This window comes from Prolixibacteraceae bacterium, from assembly GCA_019856515.1.
In the GTDB taxonomy this organism is placed as follows: domain Bacteria; phylum Bacteroidota; class Bacteroidia; order Bacteroidales; family Prolixibacteraceae; genus Halosquirtibacter; species Halosquirtibacter xylanolyticus.
Genome location: CP082230.1, coordinates 3077787 through 3096607, shown reverse-complemented (window position 1 = coordinate 3096607; position 18821 = coordinate 3077787). Strand labels below are relative to the sequence as shown.

The 18821-nt window shown below is 36.4% G+C and carries 15 protein-coding genes; 3 read left to right on the top strand and 12 right to left on the bottom strand.

Annotated features, from left to right (window positions below; genetic code table 11):
• Nucleotides 1-81 precede the first annotated feature (81 nt).
• The 7 genes from trpA to K5X82_11230 form a co-directional block, all read right to left on the bottom strand.
• A complete protein-coding gene (gene trpA / locus K5X82_11260) occupies nt 82-849 on the bottom strand; it encodes a tryptophan synthase subunit alpha (protein ID QZT35872.1) in 768 nt (255 codons plus the stop codon).
• Nucleotides 850-853: 4 nt separating this feature from the next.
• Entirely contained in the window at nt 854-2041 is a 1188-nt protein-coding gene (trpB, locus tag K5X82_11255) for a tryptophan synthase subunit beta (GenBank protein QZT35871.1), read from the bottom strand.
• Nucleotides 2042-2283: 242 nt separating this feature from the next.
• Nucleotides 2284-2904 (bottom strand): phosphoribosylanthranilate isomerase, encoded by a 621-nt coding sequence (locus K5X82_11250; protein QZT35870.1) that lies wholly within the window; start codon nt 2902-2904, stop codon nt 2284-2286.
• A gap of 41 nt (nt 2905-2945) precedes the next feature.
• Nucleotides 2946-3725, bottom strand: a complete 780-nt coding sequence (trpC, locus tag K5X82_11245) for an indole-3-glycerol phosphate synthase TrpC (GenBank protein QZT35869.1) — start codon at nt 3723-3725, stop codon at nt 2946-2948.
• Nucleotides 3726-3731: 6 nt separating this feature from the next.
• Complete coding sequence (gene trpD, locus K5X82_11240) at nt 3732-4724, bottom strand: anthranilate phosphoribosyltransferase (GenBank protein ID QZT39123.1); 993 nt, start codon at nt 4722-4724, stop codon at nt 3732-3734.
• Nucleotides 4725-4728: 4 nt separating this feature from the next.
• Nucleotides 4729-5295, bottom strand: a complete 567-nt coding sequence (locus K5X82_11235; GenBank protein QZT35868.1) for an aminodeoxychorismate/anthranilate synthase component II — start codon at nt 5293-5295, stop codon at nt 4729-4731.
• A complete protein-coding gene (locus K5X82_11230; protein QZT35867.1) occupies nt 5292-6698 on the bottom strand; it encodes an anthranilate synthase component I family protein in 1407 nt (468 codons plus the stop codon). Before K5X82_11230 ends, K5X82_11235 begins: the two co-directional genes overlap by 4 nt.
• A gap of 394 nt (nt 6699-7092) precedes the next feature.
• On the opposite strand from K5X82_11230, the gene K5X82_11225 reads away from it, so the two are divergent.
• A complete protein-coding gene (locus K5X82_11225) occupies nt 7093-7692 on the top strand; it encodes a hypothetical protein (GenBank protein ID QZT35866.1) in 600 nt (199 codons plus the stop codon).
• Between the two features lie 559 nt (nt 7693-8251).
• Nucleotides 8252-8599, top strand: a complete 348-nt coding sequence (locus K5X82_11220; GenBank protein ID QZT35865.1) for a TonB family protein — start codon at nt 8252-8254, stop codon at nt 8597-8599.
• A gap of 561 nt (nt 8600-9160) precedes the next feature.
• Here the strand turns inward: K5X82_11220 and K5X82_11215 are convergent.
• The 3 genes from K5X82_11215 to gltX all read right to left on the bottom strand — a co-directional run bounded on the left by K5X82_11215 (nt 9161) and on the right by gltX (nt 14847).
• The gene (locus tag K5X82_11215; GenBank protein ID QZT35864.1) at nt 9161-10756 is read right to left on the bottom strand and encodes a metallophosphoesterase; all 1596 of its coding nucleotides are present in this window, start codon (nt 10754-10756) and stop codon (nt 9161-9163) included.
• A gap of 343 nt (nt 10757-11099) precedes the next feature.
• Nucleotides 11100-12965, bottom strand: coding sequence for a sulfatase-like hydrolase/transferase (locus K5X82_11210; GenBank protein ID QZT35863.1), 1866 nt, complete (start codon nt 12963-12965; stop codon nt 11100-11102).
• A gap of 352 nt (nt 12966-13317) precedes the next feature.
• Complete coding sequence (gltX, locus tag K5X82_11205) at nt 13318-14847, bottom strand: glutamate--tRNA ligase (GenBank protein ID QZT35862.1); 1530 nt, start codon at nt 14845-14847, stop codon at nt 13318-13320.
• A gap of 270 nt (nt 14848-15117) precedes the next feature.
• Between gltX and kbl the strand changes: the two genes are divergently transcribed.
• On the top strand, nt 15118-16308 hold the full coding sequence (kbl, locus tag K5X82_11200) for a glycine C-acetyltransferase (protein QZT35861.1): 1191 nt from the start codon (nt 15118-15120) through the stop codon (nt 16306-16308).
• 383 nt (nt 16309-16691) lie between these two features.
• On the opposite strand, the gene K5X82_11195 is transcribed toward kbl, so the two are convergent.
• Both K5X82_11195 and K5X82_11190 read right to left on the bottom strand, forming a co-directional pair.
• Nucleotides 16692-17387, bottom strand: coding sequence for an ABC transporter ATP-binding protein (locus K5X82_11195; GenBank protein ID QZT35860.1), 696 nt, complete (start codon nt 17385-17387; stop codon nt 16692-16694).
• Nucleotides 17384-18820, bottom strand: coding sequence for a TolC family protein (locus tag K5X82_11190; GenBank protein QZT35859.1), 1437 nt, complete (start codon nt 18818-18820; stop codon nt 17384-17386). The genes K5X82_11195 and K5X82_11190 overlap by 4 nt, the downstream gene beginning before the upstream one ends.
• Nucleotide 18821 lies beyond the last annotated feature (1 nt).

Here is an 18821-nt window from a genome sequence, read left to right as displayed (position 1 = left end):
TAATTAATATATGAGCAAATTTAGGGTAATATTTCTTTATAATTTGTTTCCGTAATGTTATTTTTTCTGTAAATAATGTCTTTAAGATTTAACTATTTCATCTACAAATGATTTAATGTGTTTCGTAGAGCATGAACTTTCGATATGCTTTACAAAGCTACTACCGATGATTGCACCATTGGCATATTCACATGCATTAAGGAAGCTCTTATTATCTTTGATACCAAAGCCTATAAGTGTCGGCGTTTTTAGTTGTAATGACTTAATATGGGCGAAATAATCGTTGTGAAGTATCGCTTTATTATCCCCTGTTGTTCCATTTGAGGATACCACATAAATAAACCCATTGCTTTTTTTGTCTATCTGTTTTATTCTTATATCATTCGTTTGTGGCGTCACCAAGAGAGTATTTGTGATCCTATAGTTCTCAAAAATAGACTCATAATGTCGTTCATACACATCTAATGGAAGGTCTGGGATAATCACCCCATCAATTCCAACTTCGCTACATCTCTTGCAAAACTCCTCTACACCATATTGTATAATCGGGTTAAGGTATCCCATTAGTAGTACCGGAATTGAGACCTGTTTTCTTAGATCCTTCAGTTCTTCAAACAGTTGTTTTACACTCATTCCATGGGATAGAGCTGTTTCACTGCTTTTCTGAATTATAGGCCCATCTGCTACTGGATCAGAGAATGGCATACCTAATTCAACGATATCTACCCCACTATCTTCGAGATTTTTTATGATCTCAATGCTCTTGTTGAGTCCTTTGTATCCAGCGGTAAAATATATAGATAGAATATTTTTCTTCTTTTTGTTGAAGGCTTCTGAAATACGATTCATATGGTTATTGTGCTTTTTGTTTGTAGTAATTTAAATAGGTTTCCATATCCTTATCCCCTCTTCCCGAAAGGTTAAGAACAACGACTTCATCTGTACCAATCTCTATCTTTTCTAATGCGGCTAGAGCATGTGAAGATTCCAATGCTGGTATAATCCCTTCGATCTTCGTTAGTTGAAGTGCTGCATCTAGTGCCTCTTCATCGGTAACATTAACAAATGTAGCCCTATTGCTATCAAATAGATGTGCATGGAGAGGTCCAATACCAGGGTAATCAAGTCCAGCTGAAATAGAATATGGTTCAATGATTTGCCCATCTTCAGTCTGCATAAGAAGGGTCATGGCACCATGAAGAACACCTAGATTTCCAAGAGCTGTTGTAGCTGCAGATTCTCCTGTTTCAACTCCTTTTCCTGCTGCTTCTACCGCAATTAACTCTACCTCTTTTTCATCCATAAAGTGGTAAAATGCACCTGCGGCATTACTACCCCCACCAACACATGCAATCACTTTTGAAGGGTTTGCCTTCCCTGTTTTTTCGAGCAGCTGTTTCTGAATTTCTTCGCTGATAACAGATTGAAACTTTGATACCATATCAGGGTAAGGGTGTGGCCCGACTACTGAACCAATAATATAATGGGTACTTTCTGGGTTAGATATCCAATCTCTGATTGCCTCGTTTGTGGCATCTTTCAGTGTCTTATTTCCAGAAGTAACAGGTATGACTTTTGCTCCAAGAAATTTCATCTTCTCTACATTGGGTTGTTGTCTTGCTACGTCTGTTGCACCCATATATACGATACATTCAAGGCCTGCTCTAGCACACACTGTTGCTGTAGCTACTCCGTGTTGACCTGCTCCTGTTTCTGCAATAATCCTTTTTTTACCTAAGTGCTTCGCTAAAAGAATCTGTCCAATAGTATTATTAATCTTATGCGATCCGGTATGATTGAGATCTTCTCGTTTAAGATATATTTTTCCTCCATATAGATCAGAAAGTGCTTGTGAAAAATATAGTGGTGATGGTCGACCTACATAGTCCCTAAGAAGGCTCTGGAAGTGGACTTGAAACTCTGGCGCTTCAATGATCTCAAGATATTTAAGTTTTAAAAATTCAATATTTTTATGCATCATCTCAGGGATAAATGCTCCTCCGAACTTACCGTAATAACCGTTGTCGTCTACTGTGTACATATCTTCTAATGTTGTGTTTGTATATCTTAATAATTTACCCGTCTACCTAATGGTTATAAACATTGTGAATTGTGTTGTAATAAGGTTATGAGCATACGGTATATCGCCTCCTTTTTTTATGTTTTTCAACATATTGATAACTCCATTTATGTCATTTACCTCTGTTGATATGTAGGGTATATTATTCTGTAATCTATTTATTTTTAATGCTTCTCACTTATTTGTTAATTGTGTCAATAACTTTAGACCATCTTGACGTTGTTTAGATCTCTTAGGTGATTAACAAATGTGTTGATATCATTAATTTCTTTTACGCCTGGGGATACCTCAAATCGACTATTAACATCTACTCCTATCATATAAGGATGAATGTTATTCTTCAATGTTGATAAGTCATCATTAGAGATACCACCACTTAAAAAGAATGGAGTTGAATAAGGATATGAATGAAGCAGATCCCAATTGAATTTAACACCTGTTCCACCATGCTGTATGGACTTCGTATCAAAAAGGAAAAAGTCAATATTGTCGATATACTTTTCACATTCTAACCATTCAAACTCACTATCTACACCAAGAGCTTTTATCACAGTATAACCTAAATTTTGTAGTGCTTTACACATACTAGGGGATTCCTTTCCATGGAGCTGTATAGTAGTGATGGGAGTATTGAGAAGTACTTCTCTAATCTCTTCTATCGGGTTATTGACAAAGACTGCAACAGGCTTTATTTTTGTACCTTTGAGTAGTTCCCAATCAATATCTTTTAGGTCAACATACCTAGGAGATCTCTTATATTGTATTAGCCCTAAAAGGTTAATGTCTATTTGGGTTAGATCACTAATGTTATTATTCTGGGTCATGCCACATACTTTAATCAACATCTTGTATTCCTCCTCCTTATCTATCTTAACTGGTCAATAAATGTCTTACATGCAACTCCTGGAGCAGCATGTTTCATAAAGTTCTCCCCCATCAAAAATCCTTTAAATCCTTTTTGATATAAGTGTGATACTACTGCCGTATCACTCAAACCACTTTCGGAGATAGAGATGAAGTGGTTATCTATCATATCAAGTAGTTTTATGGAGCGATCATAGTCGATATCAAAGGTTTTAAGATCCCTATTATTTACACCTAGAAGATCTACTTCGGTACAAGCTTTTTCCAACTCTTTTACATCATGAACTTCAAGAAGCACCTCTAACCCTATTTGATGTGCATGTGAAGTGAAATCATATATCTCTTCTTTGGTAAGAATTGATGCAATCAATAGAATAATATCTGCCCCTGCTGCTGCAGCTTGGTCAATCTGTATCTTATCAATGATAAAATCTTTTCTTAAAATTGGAAGGTTGACTTGGTCTCTTAAAGAGATAATGTCATTCAGTGTTCCACCAAAGAAAAGTTCATCGGTCAGTATGGATGCAGCAACAGCCCCTGCTTTTTCATACTGCTTGACTACCTCAAGAGGTTGCTTTATTGTGCTTATTATGCCTTTACTTGGTGATTGTCGCTTAAATTCTGCAATGATGCCTGGGCTATTAGCACGATTTATATTACTGACTAATGAACGCGTATAAGTTCTATTCTGAATGGATTCATCAAAACATGGACGTTGAATATATAGAGATCTCACCTCCTCTATCTTCTTTCGGACAATATTATCTAATATGTTTTGCATCACTTGTTACTTGTTGATTAGTTTTTGAAATACACTAAGTGCTTTTCCACTTTCTAGACTTTCTCTAGCTTCTGCTACCGCCTCTTCAAATGAAGATCGAGGATTAATGGTTTGAATTGCAAAAGTGGCATTACAGATCACTACCTCTTTTTGCGCCGTTGTAGCACTATTAGATAGTACATCCATGAATATCTTGGCTGTACCTTGAATATCACCAGAAGAGGCAATATCTCCTGCATTGATTCGAGAAAAGCCTAAGCTTGATGGGTCGATGATCTCTTCTTTATCTTTGCTGATTAGTTTAAAAGGACCTGTAAGTGAGATCTCGTCATACCCTTCCAATGTATGTACAATTGTGAAGTTTTTATCACTACGTTGAAAAAGGTATTGGTACATTCGTGCTAATTCTAAATTGAATACTCCTACCATCTGGTTCTTGGGTTGGGCCGGATTAACCAATGGACCTAGCATGTTAAAGAAAGTTTTTAATCCCAATGCCTTCCTTACTGGAGCTACATGTTTCATTGCAGGATTGAATAGAGGTGCATGTAGAAATGTGATCCCACATCTATCTAATTCACTCTTGATTTCACTCTCATTATTCTTAAAATTATACCCGAGGTATTCCATAACATTTGATGAGCCACAAGAAGAGGATGCTCCGTAATTCCCATGTTTGGCCACGTGATATCCAGCACCAGCCACAACAAATGCAGTTAACGTTGATATATTAAAAGTGTCTTTTCCATCACCACCTGTTCCACATAAGTCAATCGTATTGTAATTGCTAAGATCAACAGGAATACAAAGTTTTAGTAGTGCATTTCGAAAGCCATCTAGTTCGTCAATAGATATCTGTCTCATATTAAAGACAGTCAAAAAAGAAGCAATTTCGGACTCACTAAATCTGCCCTCTGCTATCTCCATCAAGATCTCCTCAGCTTGAGAAGATGATAATTGGTGGTACCCGAATAAGTATGATAGTATCTCTTTCATGATAGTCTTAGTTATTTATCCATTGTTTGATGATTTTCTCTCCAGTCGGAGTAAGCACTGATTCAGGATGAAACTGCATTCCCATGATGGGTAGTTCCTTATGTTGAATGGCCATTATCTGTCCTGCATTGTCCTTTGCGATAATTTCAATGCATGATGGCAATTCATTATTAGAGATGGCCCATGAGTGGTAACGTCCAACGTCGATGGTTGGTGTCAGTCCTTGAAAAAGAGTTGTATCATTGTTTACATGAATCTCATCTTGGATGCCATGGAAAACCTCTGTCAGATTCTCCAATGTAGCACCAAAATGTTCACCAATAGCTTGATGTCCAAGACATATGCCAAGAATTGGTTTCGATTCAGCATATGCTGCAATTGTCTCCATTAATAAACCAGCTTCAGAAGGAATACCTGGCCCAGGAGATAGAAGTATTTTATCAAAAACATCAAGTTCTTCTATCTTATATTTATCGTTACGAAGTACCTCTACTTCTACCCCATCAAACTGTTTAAGTAGATGTACTAAGTTGTAAGTAAATGAGTCGTAATTATCTATGATTGCTATCTTCATGATTCAATAGTTTGGGCGATTTCAATTGCTTTCTTTAATGCAGCTAACTTGTTGTTTACCTCTTGAAGCTCACTCTCTTCCGATGATTTAGCGACAATCCCTGCGCCAGCTTGATAATAAAGCGTTTGGTCCTTACTTAAAAAAGATCGAATCATGATCGCATGATTAAAATCGCCTTGAAAAGATAAGAAGCCAATGCTACCACCATAGAAACCTCTACTTTGATTCTCATATTTGTCTATGAGCTGCATGGCCTTATACTTAGGTGCTCCTGAGAGTGTTCCTGCAGGGAATGTATTCCCAAAAACATCAAATAGATTCTGATTTGCATTTAATGTCCCAGTAACCTTCGATACCATATGAAGAACATGCGAGTAATATTGAACCTCTCTAAAAGTCTCTACATGCACATGATGCGCATGGATACTAAGATCATTTCGGGCTAGGTCAACTAGCATAACATGCTCTGCATTCTCTTTTTTATCTTCTGAAAGCTCCTTAGCTAATGCTTGATCTCTTAAGTCATTACCTGTACGTTTAAACGTTCCTGCAATAGGGTGTATGGAAGCGCTGTTTCCTTTAATCTGTATTTGAGCCTCTGGTGATGAACCAAATATCTTATAACTCCCGTAGTCGAAATAGAATAGATATGGAGATGGATTTACACTTCGTAATGCACGATATACATTGAACTCATCACCTTGGAATTTTTGTTGAAATTGTCTCGATAAAACCATCTGAAACACATCACCACGATAGCAATGTGCTTTAGCTTTTGATACCATCTCTTTGAAGGTATCATTATCGATATTCGACCTCTCCTCTTCTAACGCTAAAAAAGGAAAAGTAGAGAATGGTGATTTCAATATTAACTGCTCATAATAGTTAATGTTTGAGGCCTCTGATTCACGGCAGTTCTCTATAATTTGAATGGTATTCTTATGATGATTAATAACGATAATCACTTGGTAAAAATCATAACGTATCTCAGGAATGTGATACGATGTATTCTTAGTACTATGAAATTGGATATCTTCAAAATAAGGGATTGCATCATATCCTACATACCCAAAAATACCATTCATCGGCACCTCTTTGCGGCGGTCAACAGCGAACATCTTATAGAAAGACTCCAATTTCTGGGCAACGCTTATATCTTTCGTTACTTTAGAGATACTTTTTTCTCCAAAATAGTCCTCTGTGATGGTATTGTCATCCACCACAAATGAAGCCAATGGATTGAATGCGATGAAAGAGTGACTGTCTTCGTTACCATGATAATCAGAACTCTCCAAAAGTATCGCTTTAGGAAATATATCCCTGATCTTTAGGAAAATACTTACTGGTGTAACGGTATCTGCTAAGATCTGTTTGGTGTTTGTTTTGATTAATATTTTATTCATAAGTGATGATGATTTTAATTTTTGGGCAAAAAAAAAGCGTTTTATCGTGATTCGATAAAACGCTTTCTTACATCTTGTATAAGTATATAAAGCTACATCTCGTCACGTATTTGCGATAAGATAAGCCATAGCCAAGAAGTATTTTGAATAATATATATCATTGAGTCTTTTAGTTCAAAAAAATCAATATGGCTTGAACATTCTCTTGCGTTAGAGCGCCCCACCATAGCCATATTGCAATTAAAATAAATAATAAAATCAACGGGATCTATCCCATTGTTGTTCTCCAAAGGAATATATTTTTTTTGGTAAATCAAAGCAAATTGATAGGTTGTGGTGTATTTTTGTGTATTTTAATATTCTGTAAACATATGAATAGTGATAAATTAACACAATGAGAATAAGTAGGATAACATCGGATATTTGTTTTCAACACAACAAAGCCTATTGGTTAAGCAGGGAACATACAATGATGGGATCGAAGGATGATATCGACTTTTGGTGTGATCGATTACTAAATAATCTACGATACTTCGAGCACCTAATTACCCGATGTGCTGATGAAAAAAATTACTATAAACATCGGCTATATTGGATGATGGATCATATGATCGTTGCCAACCCAATATGGTCCCGAATATACCACAAAGAACTTCTGTCGATCTTTATAGATTGTAATGATATGAGTGTCGTTCGATCTGTTACAAGAGCCATTCTTGTCAACCCTATGGTCTATATTCATGAGCCCTATTTTTTAGACCGATGTGCTTCTTTGTGTGTTGACAGATCTATACCAGTAGCAGTAAGATGCAATGCATTAACGTTATTTACCCAAGGTGTTGTTCATATTCCAGAATTAGCTGGAGAGTTAGAGTGGATGTTGGGGCTAATGGGTGAAGAGAACTCTCCTGCCATTAGAGCTCGTATTAGAATGAGTGTTAGTCTGTTGAAAAAGAGTAAACAAAGGGTGAATAATAAATCATTTGAACTGTAAATGCAATTGACTATTTTCTAGAATAGATCATTTCATAATCGTATTGGACAGATAGTAACGAAGTAACTACTTCATAGTACTCTCCTCCGTGGCTCCTTCGACTCTCCTTCGACTATTGCTCACATAGTAGATATATATCGTTGATATATTGGTGATGCTTTCTTCACAAATATGTGAAGGAGGTGTGGTGAATATGTGACTAATATGTGAACAATATATGAGCAATAGTCGAAGGAGAGTCGAAGGAGCCACGGAGGAGAGTCCTATGAAGTAGACTTATGGTATCTAAAATTTATTAAGTATTTACTCTAGTTGCGGACGGTATAGAATTATAACAGTGCGGTTGGCGTTCTTGTTTTATCGGTCTTGATCTGAATATTTACACTCTATGTCTGATTGAATATTCAGTTTAGTGTACGCCCCATAATTGCGATCTGTAATTTTATGTATTATGAATCTTAAATTTGTCACATCTTTATTTATGTTTACTATGATTGGTTGTGAAAAAAATGTACATTAACAGATGTTAATTTTATTGTTATACTAAATAGTATTAAAGATGAAAAATCCCTTACAATATCTAGTATTTACTCTAACGATTCTTTTATCGATTGCCTGTACTAAATCAGAGACGATAGAGGTGAAATCATTAGATGCTCTTTTCATTGAAGTCGGGTCGAATATTAAATATCCATCTACCGCTTTAGAAGACTCTATTCAAGGAAAAGTATTTATCTCATTTAAAGTAGATGATGATGGTTATACTAACGATGTGGAAGTTATGAGAGGAATCCGAAGTGATGTTGATGAAGAGGCAAAAAGAGTAGTGCAATTACTTCATTTTGAAAATCTTCCAGATAATATGAAAACAGGAATGACTATCCCTATTTCATTCAATTTAAATTGATTAGATTAAGCTTAGATATTGCGTAATTAGTAATATCTATCGTTTTTTACACAGAGTGACGAATAACCTCTTCTCTTAATAATCGTCTTACAAGAGAAGAGGTAAACGTCACGATCCCCGATATAGATAGTTGGTTGTTTGATGTAAATAAGAACAGATTAATTCTTGTATTTTCTTTAAATATGACTGTTGAGAAAATGGCTATTAGAAAATATTAATCATACAACTTTATTATATCTCTATATCAAATATAGTTATAATTTAACAAAATAAACAAAATGTCTGTTTTATCTTGATACATACTCTACAGACATCCATAAGATATGTTGAATATACCCACAACCGATATCATACTTCACGATTTATTGGATACAAAAAACCCCATCATAAATAGATTATGATGGGGTAAAAACCAAAATTTGCCTAATCATCTATCCTACAAGAATTAATAGAAATGATCTATTAACTAGTGCTTCTTTAAGGATATTGTGCAAATATATAAAAATGTTATTATAATATAAAACTAATGTTAACTGAATGTGTATTTTTTGTTACCTATTCTTACCATACTCCAAGCTTGGGAACAGAATATTCGACATCGCTTCGAGGAAATAGGTCATTTGCCATATTATTTAACATGACACCTGCATCATGAATTTTTCCTTTTCCATCTTGTAACATGATGATACCGATTTGACTATTCTCATCAAGCTCACTTTTCTTTTCATCCCCGTAGGCATGCATTACACCAACCTCGGTTGCGGCATTTGTTCCAATTGTTAATAGAGAACCCGTAACCCCATAATTCTTACTTAGAATATTATTGATATATACTGAATAGTGTTTCTTAAAATCATCTTTTGCTCTTTCTAAGAATAAGGCACCTTGACTACCTTGATAGAAGTCACTGAAATTGTGTGTCTTGATCGAAAGATTTTGATCTGTTTTAAGTGTAATAATTCTAAAAGGATTCGGATATGCTAATAAGGCTCCTGTGCTGATTTGAGTTATCCTATTTCCTTCAGGAGAAGTGTGTTCACTAATATCTTGAATGTGATTGTGTCCAGTAAATATTACTTTTATTCCTAAATTTGCTAAGGTATTCGCAATGTTATCAGCATCATCAATGAGGTTGTTGGTGAAATGTGTTGCTTCTCCAGTAAAACTCTCTGCTAAAGCTCCATGCATAAATGTAATGACTGTTTTTCTCTCATCTTTAGCCTGAGAAACAATACTCTCTATCCATTTAAGCGTCTCTGGCTTGATACGACTCTTCTCATTATATGGGTTTGATGCATTGTTCCCCTCGAAACTGTTGGAATCGATCATGATCATATATACTCCCTTTTGAGGCTCGCAGGCGTAGCTTAGAGAGCTTAAGTCTTGACTGAAAGTGATCTTGTCATCATTGTATCCAAAATTATGGTAAAGGGTTTTATATTTCTCTTGCGTGATGTTCGGAACGGAAACTTTGTTTGATCCACTATATCTAGATGCATTATAGTTGTTAATATCACGACAGCCTGGAACTACATAAACCTGCATGTCAAGTTTTTGTGCTTTATCAAGAATTCCTACCATTGCTTGATGAGAAGCCAATGAGCCATCTTTTGTAAGATCGCCATTTATGATAAGAACTTTAGGATGAAAATTGCTAGCAATCATTTCGATAGTTTGTGGAACAATGACATGGCTCTGTTCAAACATCAATGGGTTTTTGTTCTTTTCATTGATAAGAGCAGTTCCCACTTGACCTAGTAGTGACGGATCCATAAAATGAGGGTCAGAAATCACGGCAAAACGAAGATAAGGAGGTTTGACTTCTACCCCAAATTTGGTCTCCGTATAGTCCCCCATATTGTCTGTTGCACGTAGTGTAATCTTAGTTGTACCATTCCCTTTTTCACTAATGATTAACTCTTTTCCTTCAATTCGAGTTGCTACTACTTCTATTGCATTTGATAATGCAGATATTTGCAGTGGTTCCCCATCTTGATCGGAAAAGATCCCTTCTAAATTCATGCGTTGCTCTACAAAACCCTGATTTAGTTTTATATTCTCCGGTGGAGAAATAACATCTGGGATATAGTTTAGTTCATTCTTTTGACATGAAAAGAACAAACATGATATTAATAGGCAAAAAAGAAGCAGTCTCATACTCGTATAAGATTTTTATGTAATTGATACCCTGTTTTGTTACGATAATCGTTTCAGAGCTATAATTTACAAAAAAAATACTTTAATACATACAATACAAATGTTATGTTAGATTTATTCATTAAAAAAATGGATTGAACCATTTGATAATGAATTGTTATCAAAAACTATGATTCTTGTTTGTCAATGCTTAATGTTAATTTTAGGGTTCTTTAAAGAGTGCTTGGTGTTTAATATTGACATAAGGTTTCTGATTAACATATTAGAGTGCTTTGGGTCGTTGTGATAGAATACTCTACTACTGCAAAATAGAGTAGAAGAGTATTCTTAATGTTGCATGTTTTTATATAATCAGACCTTCACCATTTAGGTATGAGACTAGATTCTTGACCCATACAGTCTCTTTTTTATCCCAATCTGGGGAGATAAGATTAGGGTTAATGTGAAAATTAAAGTTCGGTTGGTGCATCTTTATCATGGAGGCACTATTAAGTATCTCTACGATCTCCATCACGTTTTTAGACTGATTCACCTCATCTGTTATATCCTTAATGACCTTCTTGTCTCCCAAAAGTCCAAGGTATTCAATGGCTCTTACTCTAACTAGCCTCTCATCATCCTGAGATGCGATGGTTTGGATAACAGGAAGTAGTTCTTCTGCTTGTCTGCCAAAACTTGAACATACGATTAATGCCCAATATCTCTTCCATGGATTCGACGCATTTAAGTTGGCTACGATAGATTCCTTCGCTTCATCAAAAGAAAGCAGTTCAAGGTTTGCGATGTCCATTAACTCGTTGATCTCTTTTTTATGCTTTATTCCAAAACTAGAAGGATCAGAGAATGCCACTTTTTGTAGGTAAGACTCTGGGAAGAAGCTTAGGTCATTTAAATCTTGCTCTTTCTGTATCATTTTAGATCTCATCTTACTTAAGATATCACGGTAATGTGGGTCACTACTTAGATTCTTAATTTCGTGTGGATCTTTCGATAGGTCAAAGAGCATCTCTGCAGGACGATCTTTAAAGAAGGCACTCTGCTGTGCTGTTAATTCTCCATCTCTGTAGAGGTTATACCACTCTCTATATGTCGCTTGTTTATATCTGTACATATTGTACTGTCCATCGATATAAAAAGGTTGATAACTTCTGATGTACTCGTAGTTGCCTATGCGAATGGTTCGAACCATATCACTTTTTTCATCAAAACGATCGGCAAATGAAAATACTTCATCTCTACTGTTAAGATCTTCTTTTGTTACACTCTTGCCTAAGAATGGTTTCCCGTCGAGTTCGTTTGGTATTTTACAGCCAGTGATAGATAATAATGTTGGAGCCAAATCGGTGAAGTTAACCATCGCTTTACTTCGATTAGGTAGCTCGGTTGGAAATAGATGTTGGTACTTCTTCGGAAGGTATACAACCATAGGGACCTTGGTTCCATTATCATAAGCATATCCTTTACTTCTCGGTAGTATTCCCCCGTTATCTCCATAATAGAAGATAATGGTATTGGAAAGTAAACCATCTTCTTTTAACTGTTTTACCTTCTCACCTACTTGCTTATCCATCTTCTGTATTTGATCATAATATCTTGCGTAAGTGTACCTGAACAATTTGGTGTTTGGATGATATGGGAACACAGTAATGGTGTCGGGGTTAATGTTTGTTGGTTTTGTTGTCACCTCTTTAGGGTCAAAATGTAAACAACTTTCATGTGTGGTCCCGAAGTTCCATACTTGAAAAAATGGTTGTCCCTCTTTACGATTTCGATAGCTTGCTTTTCGAGAGGATTCATTCCAACCTTTGTCTGTAGTCTTGTAGTTGTAATCCTCTTTGCTATTGTTTGCTGTATAGTAACCAGCATCTTGAAGTAACTTAGAGTAGAATTCTACACCATGAGGAAGAGGGACATCCTGCGATGCACGATGGAACTGTGTACCTGTTCTAACATTGTTACATCCCGATATGATGGCACTTCTTGCAGCAGAACATACTGGTGCCATACTATATGCATTCTCAAATAATATCCCCTTATTGGCCAGCTTTTCAATATTTGGGGTGGCTACCCCGTTAGAGGCATATAAGTTCATAAAGTGTGCAGAATTATCTTCAGAAACAATCCATACAATGTTGGGACGATCGTTTGTAGTTCTCTGCTTACAACCATGTAAAATGATGCATAAGAGAAGTAGTGTGATTTTATTCATTTTTCTGTTTTATAAGTAATTCAACCTAATAAAGTACGATTTTAGAGATAGGATGAAAAGTGTAATAACTTAATATCTCGTTTGTCTTATAAAGATAAGAATCATTAATTCTGAGAATTAATAAAAATGTCCATTATCTATCCCGATATGTCTTAATAGCCGAAATTATACATACCGATGTATAATACCTTACGTCTATGATCTGAAATTGGGAACGGAGAATAGGGTGGAACGAATAAAAACAGACGTGTTAGGATGAACTGGAGAAAAATGATATCAAAGATCACTTATAACGAACAATGCATCATCCAGATATGAATGATGCATTGTTTATATTTAGTGAAATAAGGGCTTAACGCTGGATATTCTGTATCGCATTATCAAGACGACGTAATGTCGCTTCTTTGCCAATGATTTCACATATATCAAATAGGTCAGGACCAAAACCTCCACCTACAATCGCAAGACGAAGTGCATTCATGATCAACCCGAACCCCCACTCTTTACTATTAACAAGATCAGATACTGCTGATTTGATGTCTGCAGCATTCCAATTATCTACAGCTGCAACGACCTCTTTAATCTCTGTAACATAACCTGGAACAGCCTCTTTCCATCTCTTCTTAACCACTTTGGGGTCATAAGATATTGGGTCTACAAAGAAGAATGATGTTTGTTCCCATAGCTCGTTGACAAAGTTAACTCGCTCTTTAACCATACCTACAACTCTCTCTAGGTCAAGTCCTGAGACATCAACACCTTCAGCTAGTAGTGTTGGCATAAATAGCTCCACTAATTTTGAGTTGTCAAGAGTTGAAACATATTGATGGTTGAACCATTTTGTCTTCTCTGGATCGAAACGAGCACCTGATTTCGTAACACGCTCTAGTGAGAAAACTTCACAAAGTTCATCCATGGTGAAGATCTCTTGTTCTGTTCCAGGATTCCATCCTAGAAGTGCTAGCATGTTAACAAAAGCTTCTGGTAGATATCCATCTTCACGGTATCCACGAGAGATATCCCCTGATTGAGGATCTTTCCACTCTAATGGGAAAACAGGAAATCCAAGTTTATCCCCATCACGCTTGCTCAACTTTCCTTTACCTACTGGTTTAAGGATCAGTGGAAGGTGTGCAAATTGTGGACGCTGGGATGTCCATCCTAACTTCTCATATAATAGAATATGCAGAGGAAGAGATGGTAACCACTCTTCACCACGAATAACATGAGAGATATTCATTAGGTAGTCATCAACCACATTTGCAAGGTGGTACGTTGGCATACCATCCGCTTTATATAGTACTTTGTCGTCAAGAAGTGATGCTTGGAACTTTACCTTACCACGAATAAGATCTGTGTCAGAAACTTCTTGATCTGTTGGCATCTTAAAACGAATAACTGCAGGAACACCCTCTGCAAGAAGCTTCTCTACTTCTGCTGCATCCATAGAAAGAGAATTCCTCATAGACATACGAGTCGCTGCATTGTAAGTGAAAGTCTCTTTCTTCTCTTCGTGCGCTGTTCGAACTGCATCTAACTCCTCAGGAGTATCGAAAGCATAATATGCATCCCCACTCTGTACAAGTTGTAAAGCATATTCGTGATAGATCTCTTTTCTCTCACTCTGTCGATATGGACCACATGTTCCAGGGTTTTCTGGACCTTCGTCAATATCCATACCACTCCATTTTAAGCTTTCAATGATATAGGCTTCAGCTCCTGGCACGTATCTTGTTTGATCCGTATCTTCGATACGAAGAAGGAAGTCACCACCATTTTTCTTTGCGAATAGGTAGTTAAATAATGCAGTTCGCACTCCTCCTATGTGAAGAGGTCCTGTGGGACTCGGTGCAAAACGAACTCTTACTTTTCTTTCACTCATGACTAAAAGTACTTTGCTAATTTTTTTAATAGTACAAAGATAGGAAATTGAATGAATGTGACGTAGGGTATTAAGCGATCATGAATAAAAAAGCAATACTTAATGGTGTAAAAGAGTGATTTTTTTCATCACCATCATGAGATAAAAACTGTCTTTATAAGGGTGTGATAGATTAAAAGATTTTATTACTTTGTATAAGAAAATAGAAGAAGCGACTCTTCTATTTTGAGATTAATGAAAATCATTTCAATCAGTAATCATTATATAGTTATGTACGGTAAAATTAAAGAACATCTTCAAAACGAGCTAGCTGAAATTAAAGATGCAGGCTTGTTTAAAAGCGAACGTATTATTGTAACACCACAAAATGCAGAGATTGCATTAGATAACGGACAGGACGTATTGAACTTCTGTGCCAATAACTATTTAGGACTGTCTGATCATCCTGAACTTATTAAGGCTGCTAAAGAGAGTCTTGATGCAAGAGGTTTTGGTATGTCATCGGTACGTTTTATTTGTGGAACACAAGATGTGCATAAAGAGCTAGAGCAGAAAGTTGCGGAGTTCTTCGGTACGGAAGATACTATCCTATATGCAGCATGTTTTGATGCTAATGGGGGTGTTTTTGAACCACTTTTTACTGCTGAAGATGCGATCATCTCAGATTCATTAAACCATGCTTCTATTATTGATGGAGTGCGTTTGTGTAAGGCACAAAGATACCGTTATAAGAATGCTGATATGGCTGATCTTGAGCAACAGTTGATTAAAGCACAAGAGCAACGTTTTAGAATTATTGTTACGGATGGTGTATTCTCAATGGACGGAAATGTGGCACCAATGGATGAAATTATTCGTCTAGCGGAGAAATATGATGCTATGGTGATGGTGGATGAGTGTCACTCTGCAGGAGTTGTTGGTGAAACAGGTCGTGGTGTAACAGAACTATATGATTGTCGTGGTAAGGTAGATATTATCACAGGAACTCTAGGAAAAGCTTTTGGTGGAGCTATTGGTGGATTCACGACTGGAAAGAAAGAGGTGATTGAAATGCTAAGACAGCGATCACGTCCTTATCTGTTCTCGAACTCTATTCCTCCTTCGATTGCAGCAGCAGGGATTCGTATGTTTGATCTAATTAGTGATAACAACGAACTACAAGATCGTTTACATGAAAATACAAAGTATTTTGTCTCTCAAATGGGAGATGCTGGTTTCGATACCAAACCGACTTCATCTGCTATTTGTGCAGTGATGCTTTATGATGCAAAACTATCTCAAGACTTTGCTTCTATGTTATCTGATGAAGGTATCTATGTAACAGGTTTTTATTATCCAGTTGTTCCAAAAGACCAAGCACGTATTAGGGTTCAACTTTCGGCTGCACATACAAGAGAGCATCTAGATAAAGCAATTCAAGCATTTATTAAAGTAGGCAAAGAGCTAAAGGTAATTTCTTAGGTCTACTATATTTATATATGTGAGGTGGGTGTATGGAGACATACACCCATTTCTATATCCATATGTATCAAGGATATTTTCATTATAATTATTTTTGATCATCATTTCGAAAAACGGTTATTTATTATCGGGGTATTACATTTATTAATCCGATTAGTATTTTTTGTAAAAGAGAGAGAAAGAATGATCTGTTGATAAAGAGAAGTCTTGTATGGTTACTGTTTGGTGCATACTTTTTGTTCTCTTCTCAAACAACACTTGTGTCTGTGTGGTACCGTTAATCCTCGTATAATTCAGTTGTATAGAGCATCCCAAAAAGAGCCTAACAATACGAAAATAAAGCAGGCTCTTTTTCAGGAAGTAAGACGAATGTGTACCGATCATCACTCTTGTTGATTATTAAGGGTATCTTTCTCTATATATCCATCTCTCATACGAATAACTCTTTTCGCATATTCTGCAATCTCCTCCTCATGGGTCACCATTACAATACTATGACCTTTAAGATGGAGTTCCTCGAAAAGATCCATAATCTCATAAGATGTTTTGGTATCGAGTGCTCCTGTTGGTTCATCTGCTAAGATCAGCGAAGGGTTATTGACAAGTGCTCTGGCTATAGCCACCCTCTGTTGTTGACCTCCAGATAACTCAGAAGGTTTGTGGTCCACACGATTGCCAAGTCCAACCCTTTCAAGTGATTGGTAGGCTTTTTCAAGTCGTGCCTCTTTTGCAACTCCTGCATACACAAGAGGTAATGCAACATTTTCAAGGGCACTACTTCTTGGAAGTAGATTGAAGGATTGGAATACAAACCCTATTTCATTATTACGAATGGCGGCCATTTCGTCCGCTTCGATATTAAAAATACTTTTACCATTAAGATGATAACTTCCATCTGTAGGAAGGTCTAGGCAGCCAATGATATTCATTAAGGTCGTTTTACCTGATCCAGATGGTCCCATAAAGCTAACATACTCTCCTTCTGATATACTAAGAGAGACATGGTCTAGTGCTCTTACATTAGAGCTACCCATATGATAGTCCTTGATAAGGTCTTTTATTTCTATAATCGTCTTCATGGTTTTTCCTCTTCTGGAACATTAATAATAGGATGCTGATTCTCAAAATCATACATCGTTAACATTCTTAATTGATAGTACGAAGTCCAGAACTCTCGTAATGCTCTTAGATATGAGCTACTAGCACTATCCTTCCCTTTTAATGAGAGGTTCAAGTCTGTAATGCTTATATTGGCTACCATATATCGCTGTCTTGAGATTTCGTACTGTTTCTGAGCAATCTTATTGGCCAGCTCTGTCGATTTAACACGATCATATATAATTGGAATCTTCTGTGCTAGAACAATGATTTCTTGTTCAAATAGTTGAGACTCCTGTGTGATCGTATTCTCCGTAAGTTTTTGACTCGCCTCGGCCATCAGTAATTTAGATTTACGTTGTTTCCAATCTACCAATGGAATATTGAAACCAATTCGTAAACGTTGTTGCTCATTAAAATCTTTGTAGGCGAGGTGTATATCATCTGCATATTGTGAAACCCCGTAACTACCAATAACATTTACATTAAGGGAAGAATTTCCTTTTGCACGAGCCACTTCTCTCTTTGCTTCAATTCGTCTACGCTTAAATGCCAAATACTGTTTACGATTCTTTTTTGCCTCTTCTAAAGCTAGTTGAGGATCGATCTTAAATATAGGTAGTTGATCTGGGCTGATAAGTTGGAAATCCTCTCCTTTAGGTCTACCTATAAAAGTGTTTAGATTCAATCTAGCACTCTCTAATGCAATCTTTGCTGTGGATACATCTCGGCTAGAGGATAGGGTGTTAAGTTGTAGTTGCAACAGTTCATTCTCTGCAATCTTACCTAAATTGTATCTTCCCTTTCCTATATTATAGATGGTGTCATTATTCGCTTGATTCTTCTGTGCAATGGCTACATCTACTTGGGCAAGAAGAAGCTGAAAGAAGTTTTGTGTTGCTCTATAGCTAATGTTCTCAAACTCTTCTTGAAACTCTTTCTTCGACTCTTCATAGAGTAGTGGTGCAATCTTCCTGTCCCATTTAAATTTATTAAATGCAAAGACAGGCTGCTCTACAGTTACATAAAGAGGAGTGGTCGAGTAAGATACGCCTGTATCTTTTCCTTCTAGGATATCAATACGACTAAGTTCACTATTTAAGGATATCTTTGTACCCGTCCATGGTATATTCTGAGACAAGCTAACTCTAAGATCTGACGATGCTTGGCTGTTTTTACGAAATGCCGTTGAACCATCATCTTGATTAACCGGACTAATACCACTCTTATAGTTCGGAAGGTTTCCTGAAAGGCTTAGATTTGGTAAGGTTGTAGCAAGATAATTACGATACTCCCAATATTTGTTATCCTTTTTATTTACTGCAATTTGTGCATTCAGTGACTTCTCTTTTGCTAGTGCAATGACCTCTTCTAAGGTCAGTTTTGTTAACTGTCCATAGCTGAAATTTGCCATA

Bases quoted from the DNA above. Each gene is read 5' to 3' on its own strand.
- trpA (QZT35872.1), bottom strand. From the start codon at position 849: ATGAATCGTATTTCAGAAGCCTTCAACAAAAAGAAGAAAAATATTCTA.
- trpB (QZT35871.1), bottom strand. From the start codon at position 2,041: ATGTACACAGTAGACGACAACGGTTATTACGGTAAGTTCGGAGGAGCA.
- K5X82_11250 (QZT35870.1), bottom strand. From the start codon at position 2,904: ATGACCCAGAATAATAACATTAGTGATCTAACCCAAATAGACATTAAC.
- trpC (QZT35869.1), bottom strand. From the start codon at position 3,725: ATGCAAAACATATTAGATAATATTGTCCGAAAGAAGATAGAGGAGGTG.
- K5X82_11235 (QZT35868.1), bottom strand. From the start codon at position 5,295: ATGAAGATAGCAATCATAGATAATTACGACTCATTTACTTACAACTTA.
- K5X82_11230 (QZT35867.1), bottom strand. From the start codon at position 6,698: ATGAATAAAATATTAATCAAAACAAACACCAAACAGATCTTAGCAGAT.
- K5X82_11225 (QZT35866.1), top strand. From the start codon at position 7,093: ATGAGAATAAGTAGGATAACATCGGATATTTGTTTTCAACACAACAAA.
- K5X82_11220 (QZT35865.1), top strand. From the start codon at position 8,252: ATGAAAAATCCCTTACAATATCTAGTATTTACTCTAACGATTCTTTTA.
- K5X82_11215 (QZT35864.1), bottom strand. From the start codon at position 10,756: ATGAGACTGCTTCTTTTTTGCCTATTAATATCATGTTTGTTCTTTTCA.
- K5X82_11210 (QZT35863.1), bottom strand. From the start codon at position 12,965: ATGAATAAAATCACACTACTTCTCTTATGCATCATTTTACATGGTTGT.
- gltX (QZT35862.1), bottom strand. From the start codon at position 14,847: ATGAGTGAAAGAAAAGTAAGAGTTCGTTTTGCACCGAGTCCCACAGGA.
- kbl (QZT35861.1), top strand. From the start codon at position 15,118: ATGTACGGTAAAATTAAAGAACATCTTCAAAACGAGCTAGCTGAAATT.
- K5X82_11195 (QZT35860.1), bottom strand. From the start codon at position 17,387: ATGAAGACGATTATAGAAATAAAAGACCTTATCAAGGACTATCATATG.
- K5X82_11190 (QZT35859.1), bottom strand. From the start codon at position 18,820: ATGGCAAATTTCAGCTATGGACAGTTAACAAAACTGACCTTAGAAGAG.